The following is an 11,613-nucleotide window of genomic DNA, read 5'->3' on the forward strand; positions in this document are numbered from 1 at the left end:
GACGACGGGTGCCGCCGCTGTGGCCCAAGCACCCGGCCGAAGCCGCTCTGGTGCCCTTGCGTGTCAACCGTAGTGTGATTGTGCGTTCGGCTCCACGCGTGAACGCCTGCGACACTTGCGGTCGGACTCTGGGACACACGATCACCGAGACACACGAGCACCGACACACACGATCACCACTGAGGAGACAGATGAGCGACGAGGCGGAGCTCACGGGCGTCGCGGGCTGGGCCGTCGATCTGATGGAGACCCTCGGGGGCCCCGGCGCCGGCCTGGCGATCGCTGCGGAGAACCTCTTCCCGCCGATCCCGAGTGAGGTCATCCTGCCGCTGGCCGGGTTCACCGCGAGCCGGGGCTCGTTCACCATCGCCGAGGCGATCTTCTGGACGACCGCCGGCTCGGTGGTCGGCGCCTTCGTCCTCTACACCCTCGGGGTGCTGCTCGGGCGCGACCGGCTCCGGGTGATCTGGGGCTGGCTGCCCCTGGTCAAGATGAGCGACCTGGACAAGACCGAGGCCTGGTTCGCCCGGCACGGCAAGAAGACCGTCCTGTTCGGGCGGTTCATCCCCATCTTCCGGAGCCTGATCTCGATCCCCGCGGGCATCGAGCGGATGCCGCCGCTCATCTTCGGCGTGCTCACCCTGGCCGGCAGCCTGGTGTGGAACACGATCTTCGTGATGGCCGGCTACCTGCTCGGGGAGAACTGGCACCGCGTCGAGCCGTATGCCGACTGGTTCCAGAAGGTCGTCATCGTCGCGGTCCTCGTGTTCATCTGCTGGTGGGTGGTCACCCGGGTGCGCCAGCTGCGCCGCGAGAAGAACGCGGGTGTCTGAGCCGACCGGGGTGGGCGTCGGCCCGTGGGAGGGGGACTGGCCCGTCAGCGCCGACGGCGATCTCCCCGACCACCTGGACCCGGACCTGCTGCGCGAGGGCGACCGCCGCAACGTCGTGGACGCCTACCGCTACTGGCGGCACGAGGCGATCGTGGCCGAGCTGGACACCCGGCGGCACGGCTTCCACGTGGCGGTGGAGAACTGGGGGCACGACTTCAACATCGGCTCGGTGATCCGCACCGCGAACGCCTTCAACGCCGCAGCCTTCCACATCGTCGGCAGGCGGCGCTGGAACCGCCGCGGGGCCATGGTCACCGACCGCTACCAGCACGAGCACCACCATCCGGACATCCGGCACCTCCTCGAGTGGGCGGCCGCGCAGGACGACGGGCGCGGCATCCCGGTGCTGGGCCTGGACAACGTGCACGGGGCGGTGCCCCTGGAGACCTATGCCCTGCCGGAGCGGTGCGTCCTGCTGTTCGGGCAGGAGGGCCCGGGCCTGAGCTCGGAGGCCGTCGCCGGGTGTGACGCACTGCTGGAGATCCGGCAGTTCGGATCCACCCGCTCCATGAATGCTGGTGCGGCAGCGGCGATCACGATGCACGCCTGGGTCCGCCGGCACGTCTTCGACCAGCACCCCTGAGGCAGGCGTGATGCGCCCTGGTGCACGGCCCACGAGGACCCTGCTCCACGGCATACTCCGTGTGGAACGATGGGCAGCAGGACGCTCACCGCAGCTCATCGAGGAGAACCGCTATGCCCATCGCGACCCCCGAGGTCTACGCCGACATGATCGACCGGGCGCAGGCTGAGAACTTCGCCTACCCGGCCATCAACGTCACCTCCAGCCAGACGCTCAACGCCGCCATCAAGGGTTTCGCCGACGCCGGCAGCGACGGCATCATCCAGGTCTCGACCGGTGGGGCCGAGTACTTCTCCGGCCAGGCCGTCAAGGACATGGTGACCGGGTCGCTCGCGTTCAGCGCCTTCGCGCACGAGGTGGCCAAGAAGTATGACGTGAACATCGCGCTGCACACCGACCACTGCCCCAAGGACAAGCTCGACGGCTTCGTGCGGCCGCTGCTCGAGGCGTCGGTCGAGCGGGTGAAGCAGGGCGGGCTGCCCTACTTCCAGTCGCACATGTGGGACGGCTCCGCGACGCCGCTGGAGGAGAACCTGCAGATCGCGCAGGAGCTGCTCGAGCTGTGCACCCAGGCCCGCATCATCCTCGAGGTCGAGATCGGCGTCGTCGGGGGCGAGGAGGACGGCGTCGCCAACGAGATCAACGACCAGCTCTACACCACCCCGGACGACGCGATCGCCACGATCAAGGCGCTGGGTCCCCGCGAGGAGGGCCGCTACCTGACGGCCCTGACGTTCGGCAACGTGCACGGCGTCTACAAGCCCGGTGGGGTCAAGCTGCGCCCGGAGATCCTCAAGGCCGCGCAGGCGGCTGCCGCCAAGGAGCTCGGCCTGGAGGAGGGGGCGCTGCCCTTCGACCTGGTCTTCCACGGTGGCTCCGGCTCCAGCGCGCAGGAGATCTCCGACGCGGTCGACTACGGCGTGGTGAAGATGAACGTCGACACGGACACGCAGTACGCCTTCACCCGGCCGGTCGCCGGCTTCATGATGCGGAACTACGACGGCGTGCTCAAGGTCGACGGCGAGGTCGGCAACAAGAAGATGTATGACCCGCGCACCTGGGGCAAGGAGGCCGAGGCCAGCATGACGGCCCGGGTCGTCGAGGCCTGCGAGAACCTGCGCTCGGCGGGGACCTCCCGATGACTCTCGGCAGCGGAGCCGTGATGGGCGACGGCAACCTGATGGGCATCCCGGAGACGCTCCTGCCCGAGGACGGTGCCGCGGCCCGCCTCGAGCAGGGCATCGACCCGCGCGAGGTGGCGACCGGCCAGCCGACCTCGAGCCTGGCCTGGGCCGTGCTGGCCGAGGACGCGCTGTCCGAGGGCGACGACATCGAGGCCTACGCGTTCGCGCGCACCGGCTACCACCGTGGGCTCGACGCGCTGCGCCGGTCCGGGTGGAAGGGCCAGGGGCCGATCCCGTGGAGCCACGAGCCCAACCGGGGCTTCCTCCGCGCGCTCGCTGCGCTGTCCCAGGCGGCCGGCCGGATCGGTGAGACCGACGAGGAGCGCCGCTGCGCGGACTTCCTGCGCGACTCGTCCGCAGAAGGCGCCCGGGAGCTCGGCCTCTAACCAATTTTGATAGTGGTTTTGCTGGTCCCCCACGTCTTTTCGTAGTGGTTTTGCAGGCGCCTCACGCATTTTCTAGCGGTTTTGTCGCCTCCACGGGGCGCTGGGTCTCGGGCCGGACGGCACGCGCGAGCTGGCGCGCTTGGTGCTGGCTCCAGTGCGACGTACGAGCGCGGCACTCCAGTGCGCACCCCGGGATATGGAGGCGGCCGGAGGCCCCGTCCGAAGACGGCGGCCCCGGCCGCTTCCCCCCTGTGAGTCAGGTCTCGCGTCCCCGTGCGGTGCGACCCAACGGGATAGATCTTGCCCCACAGAATCCTCGAAACCTGACATTTGCCTGCCACTGGCCTTAACCTGCCATGCATGAACCCTCAACGTTCTGCCCTCGACTTGGACGACGAGGCGCAGGTGCTCTACCGCCATCTCCTGCGTCGTGCTCCTGCCACGATCGAGGAGCACGCGGCCGAGCTGGGGTGGACGAGGACCAAGGCCGCCCGGCGGTTGGCGGAGCTTGAGGCCATGCGGCTCATCCACCTGGCCGAGGGCGCGATCATCCAGCCGGAGGATCCCAGGATGGCCCTCGGGAGGCTCCTCGACTCGGAGGAGGCAGCCCTCACGACCCGGCGTCAGCAGCTCATCGACGTGCGGCACTCCCTCGAGACCTACGAGTCCGACTTCCGCCGGGGACAGCTGCTGTCCGGGCCGAGGGTCCCCCCGTGGGAGCGAGTGCCCGCCTCCGAGGTCCCCGCGGCCATCGAGCGACTCGCGCGCAGCTCGCAGGGGCCGGTGTGCCAGGTCGCCTCCACGCTGGGGCGCGGCCCGGGCCATCTCAAGGCGGTGAAGGAGCTGCGCGCCGAGATCCTGGCCAGCGGACGGGTGCAGCAGTCGGTCTTCCCGCTGTCCGTGCTCGAGGACGCGCACTGGCGAGAGTTCGCCGAGGCCAGGAGTGCGGCCGGGGAGCAGCAGCGCTATCTCGAGGACGTGCCGCTGGACTTCATCATCTTTGGCGACCAGGGCGTCCTCGTGGCCGACGAGGAAGAGCCGCACTTCCAGGCTCCCGACATGCTGCTCGTGCGGTCGGAGAACGTGCGCTCCATGTTCGTCGCGCTCTTCGCCGAGCTCTGGCGCCGGGCGGACCCGGTGCACGACGGGTCGGCCGCCGCGGCGGACGTCCGGGTGCTCGAACTCCTCGGCCTCGGCTTCAAGGACGAGGCCATCGCCCGGCACGTCGGCCTAGGACTGCGCACCGTGCGCCGCCGCATCGCCTCGCTGATGGAGGAGCACGGCGTCGACACGCGCTTCCAGCTCGGCGTCGCGGTGTGCCGCCGCGGGCTGCTGGACGAGGAGGGCGCCCGCTGCGGTGAGGCGCGACACTAGGGGCGCAGCGTACGTGCCGCCCTCTACGGGAGGACCTCCGGCCCGGCCACCGCCGGGTCGGCCCACGCGTCGAGGATCACGTGGTCGGCGAAGTGGTGCAGGGTCGCTCCGTGCGCCAGCAGCTGGCGCCACAGCTCAGCGTCGTCGGCGGCGGCGCCCGCACACGCCTCGGGCACCTCGGGCAGGGCGGCCCTCAGCACCGACTGGTTGTGCTCGCTCGGGCTCAGCCAGGCGGGTCCGGTCAGCGGCTCGGCACAGCCGACGTCCACCGTGATGGCGCCGTCCTCCCAGCCGATGGTCGTGCTGTGCCCGGGCCGGGGGTCACGGGCGTCGGAAACCCCGATGTCGTAGGCAGCTTCCTGGCCCGGCACCTCGACCAGTCCGGCCGCGAGATCCTCGACCTCGACCGGTCGGACCATCTCGGCGTTCGGGGGTGCCTCGCCCTGTGGGGCCAGCGCCATGCCGACCGGCTCCAACTGGATGCCGTCGCCCAGCCGGGTGCTGATCACCAGGATGTCGCCGTCGACGGCCAGATACGGCTCCCCGGTCAGCATCGCCGCCCAGTCCTCGGGGTATCGCGGGGAGACGCACGCGGCGCCAGGATCCGGGTTGTCGACGATCTCTGGCTCACCTGTTTGAGTCAGCACCCCGTCCTGAAGCCAGCCCCGGACCCGGACGTCGATGCCGCAGTCGCGGATGCGCCAGGTGGTGCCGTCGAAGGAGAGGCCGCGGTCTCCGATCGGATCCGCGCCCGCGTCCGGCGGGTCGGACTCTGTGGTCACGGGCAGCCAGCGCCTGCCCGTGGCCGCCTCCTCGGTCAGCGGGGTCAGCTCCCCGGTCGGCGCCCACTCGCCCTCGGACATCACCACCACGGTCGGCGTGCCAAGGACCAGGGGTATGTCGTCCCGATAGGTCGGCGTCTGGCCACCGGTCCCGTCGTCGGTCGGGTCCGCGGACTCCACGGGCGGGTCGCTGGTCGGAGCCGTGTCGTCGACCGGTGGCGGCGTGTCTGTGAGCATCGACTCGGGGATGGTGCCGCTGATGACCATGGTGTCATCGGTGAAGGCCACGGTCGGGTTGCTGCGCAGCAGAGCGAGGACGGCGGGAGAGGGCTCGGCGCTCGGCAGCGGTGCGTCACTGTCCGCCGCGCAGGCCACGAACGGTGCCGGCTCACCCACGAGGAGCACCCCGTCGGAGCGCAGCGACGACTCCAGCTGCAGGGGGCAGGTGCCCGGATAGCCGAGGGCCTCGACGTCGCCGCCCTGTGCTGCGGCAGACGCCCCCGGACGGTCCTCCAGGCCGATCTCGCTGATGCTCTGCAGGGCTGTGGCGTCGCCGGTCCCGCTGGTCAGCAGCTGGACGTCCCGGCCGAGCGTGAGCGGGGTGACCCCGGTTTCGGATGGCACGTCGGCCCACGCGAAGCCGGTCTCGTCGACCGGCCCGAGCGACATTGCCACGTAGACCCGGGGCTCGTCAGTGGTGCCGTCCAGGCCGCTGATGATGAGCGTCCCGCCGTCCATGCTCACCAGCGGCTGCCGGGTGATGATGGCGCTCCAGTGCGGCATGGCAGGGTCGGGCTCGACACAGTCTGGCCCGTCCGCCTGGGACATCTCCCACTCGTCGGCCGAGAGCCGCCCGTCCACCGTGACGGTGCCGGAGGACCGGATGGTCTGGCAGTTGGCGATGGTGAGAATCACCTGCTCGTCCTCCACGACGAGGAGCTCCCCGTGCGGGCCGTCCCACGTGCCCTGCAGGTCCTCCAGCGTCGCGGGCCGGGACGATCCGCTCAGCTGCTCGGCGTGCTCGGCGTAGATGGACTCGAACCGCGCGAAGTACGGCTCGCCGCGACCGGCGTCGTCCACCTCGACCGTCGGTCCAGGAACTGTGTCGGACGTCCCGTCAGCCGGCGGTGGCGGACCGGCCTCGCCGCCCGCCAATCCCTGCGCCCAGACGATCCCGAGGATGCTGGCTGCGGCGGCTGCGGCACCCACGCCCCCGAACCACGCCCGGCCGCGGGTGCGCTGACGCCGTCCGGCCGACCACAACTGCTCGGCACTGAGGTGCGCGCCAGGGCGGGTGCCCCGAGCACCGGACCCCTGGGGGTCGTCATCGTCCAGCCCGAGGTCCAGCAGGTCACGGATCTCGTCGTCGCTCATGGTGTCTCCTCCGATCCCACGAGGGCCTCGGCCGCCTCCGGGAGCAGCTCCCGGAGCCGCTTCAGCGCGGCGTGCGCCTGGCTCTTGACCGTGCCGTTGCTGACCTCGAGGGTCTGCGCGATCTGGGTCTCGGACAGGTCGTCGTAGTAGCGCAGGACCAGCACCGCGCGTTGCTTGTCGGTGAGCTCGGCCAGCGCCCGGCGCACGTCCAGGCCGGTCACCGCCCGGGCCGGATCGATCGGCTCCGTGCCGCCCAACGGCCGGGCCGACTCGGCGACCTCCCCGACCGGGACCTCGCGCCCGGTGCGGCGCCACCGCGAGACGTTGTCGTGGAACATGATCCGGCGCACGTAGGCGTCAGGGCTGCCCTCGCCCACGCGCTCCCACCGCGCCGCCAGCTTGATCAGCGCGTCCTGCAGGAGGTCCTGGGCCGTGTGCGGGTCACCGGTGATCAGCGTCGCCGAGCGCAGCAGGGCGCCGCGCCGTGCGTTGACGTAGGCGACGAAGGGCGCACCGGGATCGCTCATGACCACCTCCTACCCCACCAACGCTCCCGGGACCGGCAATGGTTGGCGCCTGTCGGCATACTGCCCGATCACGGTGACAGATAACCTGACCCTGGACATTTCCCAACAGCGAGGTGGGCAGTATGCCGGCAGTGGTCCTGGTTGGAGCCCAGTGGGGCGATGAGGGCAAGGGCAAGGCGACCGACCTGCTCGGCAGCAGCGTCGACTACGTCGTGAAGTTCAACGGCGGCAACAACGCCGGCCACACGGTGGTCATCGGCGACCAGAAGTATGCGCTGCACCTGCTGCCCTCCGGCATCCTCAGCCCCGGGGTCGTGCCCGTCATCGCCAACGGCGTGGTCATCGACATCAGTGTGCTCATCGAGGAGCTGGACGGGCTCGAGGCGCGCGGGGTGGACACCTCGCGGCTGCGGATCAGTGCGAACGCCCACGTCATCCCGCCCTACAACCGGACGCTGGACAAGGTGACCGAGCGCTTCCTGGGCAGCCGCAAGCTCGGCACGACCGGCCGCGGCATCGGCCCGACCTACGCCGACAAGATGAACCGCGTCGGCATCCGGGTCCAGGATCTGTATGACGAGTCCATCCTCCGCCAGAAGGTCACCGCCGCGCTGGACACCAAGAACCAGCTGCTGGTCAAGATCTACAACCGGCGCGCGGTCGAGGTGGAGGAGGTGATGGAGGAGCTGCTGCGGCACGCGGAGCGGATCCGGCCGATGGTGTGCGACACCGCGCTGGAGCTCAACGAGGCGCTGGACGCCGGCAAGACCGTGCTCTTCGAGGCGGGCCAGGCGACGCTGCTGGACGTCGACCACGGGACCTATCCGTTCGTGACCTCCTCCAACGCGACCTCTGGGGGTGCGTGCACCGGGTCGGGGGTCGCGCCGACCCGCATCGACAGCGTGATCGGCATCCTCAAGGCCTACACGAGCCGGGTCGGGGAGGGGCCGTTCCCGACCGAGCTGCACGACGACATGGGCGAGTTCCTGCGCAAGACGGGCGCGGAGTACGGCACGACCACCGGGCGTCCGCGCCGTTGTGGCTGGGTGGACGCCGTGATGGGGCGGTATGCGCAGCGGATCAACGGCGTCACCGACTTCGTCATCACCAAGCTGGACATCCTCACCGGTCTGGAGAAGGTGCCGGTGTGCGTGGCCTATGACGTGCAGGGTGTGCGGCACGACTCGATGCCGGTCAACCAGTCCGACTTCCACCACGCCACGCCGATCTATGAGGAGCTGCCCGGCTGGTGGGAGGACATCAGCCAGTGCCGCACCTTCGAGGAGCTGCCCGAGAACGCGCAGAACTACGTGCTGCGGCTGGAGGAGCTGATCGGGGCCAGGGTCTCGGCCATCGGCGTGGGCCCCGGGCGTGAGGAGACGATCCAGCGCTTCGACCTGCTGGCGCGTGAGCGCTAGGAGCCGGCCGATCAGCTGCCTCCGGTAAACGCTTGACCTTGGACCTGGGTCCAAGGTCTACCGTCGGTGACATGGACATCACGACGGCGCCGCGCCTGCGCGTCGGCCAGCTCGCCAGGCAGGCCGGGGTGACGACGGACACCATCCGCTTCTACGAGCGCGAGGGGCTGCTGCCGGAGCCGGCACGGACTCCGTCCGGCTACCGCGACTATGGCCCCGAGGCCACGGACCGGCTCGCGTTCATCCAGGGCTGCCAGCGACTCGGCCTGCGTCTGTCGGACATCCGGCAGTTGCTCGGGATCCGGGACACCGGCGTGTGCCCGTGCGGCCACGCCGAGGAGCACCTACGCCGCCGGATCGCGGAGGTCGACGCCGAGCTCGAGCGGCTCAGCACGCTGCGCTCCGAGATGGCGGCCATGGCCCAGGCATTGCCCAGCGCCGACTGCCCCGCACCACCGGGCGCCACCTGGTGCCCGCCCGACTGCGAAGGAGGTGACTGCACATGACTGACCCCACTTGCACCATGACCTGCGACTGCACGCAGTGCCCCGAGTGCCACGACTGCGCCGACTGCAGCTGCTGCTGAGGGCTCCGCCGGGGCGGCCCGGACGGCTGCCCCGGCAGCGCGCAGCTGCCGCGACTGCGGTGGTGACTGTCGGTAAGGGGGTCTAGCGTGCCGAAGATGGAGACACCAGCAGATCCGGCCGCAGACCGGCCGGTCTTCCCCGAGGGCTACGGGATCCCCGAGACGGCGGAAGGCCAGCTCTCCTGGTCCGACGTCGAGCCGCGGCTGGTCGCCGCCAAGCACTACTGGGTCAACAGCGTCCGCCCCGACGGGACGCCGCACTCGGTGCCGCGCTGGGGAGTCTGGCTCGACGGCCGGTTCTGGTACGACGGTGCCCCGACCACACGGCATACCCGCAACGTGGAGAAAAACCCCGCCGTGACCCTCACGCTGGAGAGCGGGACCGAGGTCGTCATTATCGAGGGTGAGTCAGTCGCGACCCGGGCCGACGCGGACGGGCTCGGTGCCCGCCTGGCCGCGGCCTTCAGCAAGTACGAGGACAGCGGCTACGCGCCCGGTCCGGACTCGTGGTCCGGCGAGGACGGCGGCGGTCTGCGGGTCATCACCCCACGACGCGCGATGGCCTGGTTCGACTTCCCGAAGGACGCGACCCGCTTCAGGTTCTGATCAGCCTGGGGTTCTACCCGGCGGGACCAGGCCCGACTCGATGGCGAAGACCACGAGCTGGGCCCGGTCGCGGGCGTGCAGCTTGACCATCGCGCGGGACACGTGGGTGCGGACGGTGTCCGGGCTGATGACGAGCAGCTCGGCGATCTCCTGGTTGGACCGGCCGGTGCCGACCCAGGCCACGAGCTCCCGCTCCCGGTCCGTGAGGTGGTGCAGCTCGGGGTGCACGCGGGTGGCGCGCGAGGTGGCACCGAAGTGCTCGATCACGCGCCGGGTCACCGAGGGCGCCAGGAGCGAGCCGCCGTCGGCCACCACCCGGATCGCCTCGAGCAGGGCGGTCGGCTCGGCGTCCTTGAGCAGGAACCCGCTGGCGCCGAGCCGGAGGGCCTCGAAGACGTACTCGTCCAGCTCGAAGGTGGTCAGCACGACCACAGGCACGTCGCTCAGGTCGGGGTCGCCGGCCACCTCCTGGAGCAGGCCGAGGCCGTCGAGCACCGGCATCCGGATGTCGCACAGCACGACGTCGGGCCGGGTGCGGCGGATCAGCGCGACGCCGGCCCGACCGTCCTCGGCCTCACCGACGACCTCCATGCCGTCCTCGGAGCCGATCAGGGTGGTGAGCCCGACGCGCACCAGCGCCTGGTCGTCGATGAGCGCGACCCGGATCATGGCGCGCTCGGTCTCCCCGCCAGCGTCACTCACGAGGCTCCGGTCGGCAGCTCGGCGACCACCTCGAAGCCGCCGCCGGCGGCTGGCCCCGCGCGCAGGCTCCCGCCGTGCCGTGCCGCCCGCTCGCGCATCCCGGTCAGCCCCATCCCCTCATGGTGCCCGGTCGCGCCGACGCCGTCATCCCGCACGACGAGCCGCACCAGGTCCTCAGTCAGGGCCAGCATCACCTCGGCATGCCGCGCGCGGGAGTGGCGCAGCATGTTGGTCAGCGCCTCCTGCGCGATGGCGTAGACCGCGGCACCCAGGTCCGCGGGCAGGTGCTCGACCGACCCGCTGACCTGCAGGTCGACCGCGATCCCGGCGGTGCGGATCCGCTCCGCCAGCCGGGGCAGGTCCTCGAGGCCGGAGCCGGGCCGGCGGGGCGCCACCTCGCCCGTGAGTCGGGAGACCTCCGTGCGCAGCGAGGCCAGGGACTCCCGGCTGGTGTCCCTGATCGCCTCCAACGCGGCACGCACCGCCGCCGAGTCGCGGTCCAGCACGTGCAGCGCGACACCGGACTGCATCGCGATCACGGCCAGCCCGTGGCCCACGCCGTCGTGGAGCTCCTGCGCGGTCCGCAGCTGCTCCTCGGTGGCGGCGTGGTGGACGCGCTCCTGTGCGGCCTGCCGGCGACTCCGGACCAGACCGGCCACCAGCCCCGCCGCCACCGCGGCCCCGCAGACCCCGGCGGACTGCCACACGACGCGGGCGGTGCTGCCGTCGACCTCGTGGAGAACCTCGCGGAGGACCAGCCCGACGACCACTGCCACCAGGGCGACCGCGATGCTGCGGGCCCACACCCGCAACGGAGCGTGCCAGCCGGCGACGAACGAGCTCATCATGAGCACCAGGAAGACCGGCCCGTCGTGGAAGCCCAACCCCAGGTAGGTCGCCACCAGGAGCCCGGTCGCGACCAGCGTGCTCCCCGGGCGGACCCGTCCCAGCAGCTGGATCAGGGCGGCGGCGGCCACGATGAGGACGGCCGGCAGCAGGTCGCCGGTGAGCAGGTCGCCGAAGTCGCCGTCCCCGAAGGGCGGGCCCTCGGCGAACGGCGGGCCGTCCGGACCGAACCGCCCGCGACCCCACCCGCCGTCCGCGCCGGAGGAGAAGACGGTGCCGACCACCGCGAACACGGTGAGCGGCAGCACCCACAGCAGGTCCTTCATCCGCATGCGACGGCTCCCTTCCGGCA

Annotated in this window: 12 protein-coding genes; 8 read left to right on the forward strand and 4 right to left on the reverse strand. The window is 71.1% G+C overall.

Going from position 1 to position 11,613, the window contains the following annotated elements; translation table 11 throughout:
* Positions 1-191: 191 nt before the first annotated feature.
* The 5 genes from MWU75_RS12785 (at position 192) to MWU75_RS12805 (ending at position 4,420) form a co-directional block, all read left to right on the forward strand.
* Entirely contained in the window at positions 192-833 is a 642-nt protein-coding gene (locus MWU75_RS12785) for a DedA family protein (protein WP_247091285.1), read from the forward strand.
* Positions 826-1,476: a TrmH family RNA methyltransferase gene (locus tag MWU75_RS12790; protein ID WP_247091287.1), complete on the forward strand. Its 651-nt coding sequence runs from the start codon at positions 826-828 to the stop codon at positions 1,474-1,476. The genes MWU75_RS12785 and MWU75_RS12790 overlap by 8 nt, the downstream gene beginning before the upstream one ends.
* Positions 1,477-1,589: 113 nt before the next feature.
* On the forward strand, positions 1,590-2,618 hold the full coding sequence (fbaA, locus tag MWU75_RS12795) for a class II fructose-bisphosphate aldolase (RefSeq protein ID WP_247091289.1): 1,029 nt from the start codon (positions 1,590-1,592) through the stop codon (positions 2,616-2,618).
* A gap of 20 nt (positions 2,619-2,638) precedes the next feature.
* Positions 2,639-3,046 (forward strand): DUF3151 domain-containing protein, encoded by a 408-nt coding sequence (locus MWU75_RS12800; protein ID WP_247091573.1) that lies wholly within the window; start codon positions 2,639-2,641, stop codon positions 3,044-3,046.
* A 360-nt stretch (positions 3,047-3,406) separates the two neighbouring features.
* The gene (locus MWU75_RS12805; protein ID WP_247091291.1) at positions 3,407-4,420 is read left to right on the forward strand and encodes a hypothetical protein; all 1,014 of its coding nucleotides are present in this window, start codon (positions 3,407-3,409) and stop codon (positions 4,418-4,420) included.
* A gap of 23 nt (positions 4,421-4,443) precedes the next feature.
* Here MWU75_RS12805 and MWU75_RS12810 read toward each other — a convergent pair whose 3' ends face one another.
* Both MWU75_RS12810 and MWU75_RS12815 read right to left on the reverse strand, forming a co-directional pair.
* The gene (locus MWU75_RS12810) at positions 4,444-6,576 is read right to left on the reverse strand and encodes a hypothetical protein (protein WP_247091293.1); all 2,133 of its coding nucleotides are present in this window, start codon (positions 6,574-6,576) and stop codon (positions 4,444-4,446) included.
* Positions 6,573-7,103 (reverse strand): SigE family RNA polymerase sigma factor, encoded by a 531-nt coding sequence (locus MWU75_RS12815; protein ID WP_247091294.1) that lies wholly within the window; start codon positions 7,101-7,103, stop codon positions 6,573-6,575. The genes MWU75_RS12810 and MWU75_RS12815 overlap by 4 nt, the downstream gene beginning before the upstream one ends.
* Positions 7,104-7,225: 122 nt before the next feature.
* Between MWU75_RS12815 and MWU75_RS12820 the strand changes: the two genes are divergently transcribed.
* The 3 genes from MWU75_RS12820 (at position 7,226) to MWU75_RS12830 (ending at position 9,713) form a co-directional block, all read left to right on the forward strand.
* The gene (locus MWU75_RS12820) at positions 7,226-8,521 is read left to right on the forward strand and encodes an adenylosuccinate synthase (protein ID WP_247091296.1); all 1,296 of its coding nucleotides are present in this window, start codon (positions 7,226-7,228) and stop codon (positions 8,519-8,521) included.
* Positions 8,522-8,592: 71 nt separating this feature from the next.
* On the forward strand, positions 8,593-9,027 hold the full coding sequence (locus tag MWU75_RS12825; protein ID WP_247091298.1) for a heavy metal-responsive transcriptional regulator: 435 nt from the start codon (positions 8,593-8,595) through the stop codon (positions 9,025-9,027).
* A gap of 176 nt (positions 9,028-9,203) precedes the next feature.
* Complete coding sequence (locus tag MWU75_RS12830) at positions 9,204-9,713, forward strand: pyridoxamine 5'-phosphate oxidase family protein (RefSeq protein WP_247091300.1); 510 nt, start codon at positions 9,204-9,206, stop codon at positions 9,711-9,713.
* Here the strand turns inward: MWU75_RS12830 and MWU75_RS12835 are convergent, their stop codons facing one another.
* Both MWU75_RS12835 and MWU75_RS12840 read right to left on the reverse strand, forming a co-directional pair.
* Entirely contained in the window at positions 9,714-10,415 is a 702-nt protein-coding gene (locus MWU75_RS12835) for a response regulator transcription factor (protein WP_348647767.1), read from the reverse strand.
* Positions 10,412-11,593, reverse strand: a complete 1,182-nt coding sequence (locus MWU75_RS12840) for a sensor histidine kinase (protein ID WP_247091302.1) — start codon at positions 11,591-11,593, stop codon at positions 10,412-10,414. The genes MWU75_RS12835 and MWU75_RS12840 overlap by 4 nt, the downstream gene beginning before the upstream one ends.
* Positions 11,594-11,613 lie beyond the last annotated feature (20 nt).

The sequence above is a fragment of the Ornithinimicrobium sp. F0845 genome, from assembly GCF_023015765.1.
Taxonomy (GTDB): domain Bacteria; phylum Actinomycetota; class Actinomycetes; order Actinomycetales; family Dermatophilaceae; genus Ornithinicoccus.

What these genes read in the sequence shown, in the direction of transcription:
- MWU75_RS12785 (WP_247091285.1), top strand. Translation starts at nt 192, where the DNA reads ATGAGCGACGAGGCGGAGCTCACGGGCGTCGCGGGCTGGGCCGTCGAT.
- fbaA (WP_247091289.1), top strand. Translation starts at nt 1,590, where the DNA reads ATGCCCATCGCGACCCCCGAGGTCTACGCCGACATGATCGACCGGGCG.
- MWU75_RS12800 (WP_247091573.1), top strand. Translation starts at nt 2,639, where the DNA reads ATGGGCGACGGCAACCTGATGGGCATCCCGGAGACGCTCCTGCCCGAG.
- MWU75_RS12805 (WP_247091291.1), top strand. Translation starts at nt 3,407, where the DNA reads ATGAACCCTCAACGTTCTGCCCTCGACTTGGACGACGAGGCGCAGGTG.
- MWU75_RS12810 (WP_247091293.1), bottom strand. Translation starts at nt 6,576, where the DNA reads ATGAGCGACGACGAGATCCGTGACCTGCTGGACCTCGGGCTGGACGAT.
- MWU75_RS12815 (WP_247091294.1), bottom strand. Translation starts at nt 7,103, where the DNA reads ATGAGCGATCCCGGTGCGCCCTTCGTCGCCTACGTCAACGCACGGCGC.
- MWU75_RS12820 (WP_247091296.1), top strand. Translation starts at nt 7,226, where the DNA reads ATGCCGGCAGTGGTCCTGGTTGGAGCCCAGTGGGGCGATGAGGGCAAG.
- MWU75_RS12825 (WP_247091298.1), top strand. Translation starts at nt 8,593, where the DNA reads ATGGACATCACGACGGCGCCGCGCCTGCGCGTCGGCCAGCTCGCCAGG.
- MWU75_RS12830 (WP_247091300.1), top strand. Translation starts at nt 9,204, where the DNA reads ATGGAGACACCAGCAGATCCGGCCGCAGACCGGCCGGTCTTCCCCGAG.
- MWU75_RS12840 (WP_247091302.1), bottom strand. Translation starts at nt 11,593, where the DNA reads ATGCGGATGAAGGACCTGCTGTGGGTGCTGCCGCTCACCGTGTTCGCG.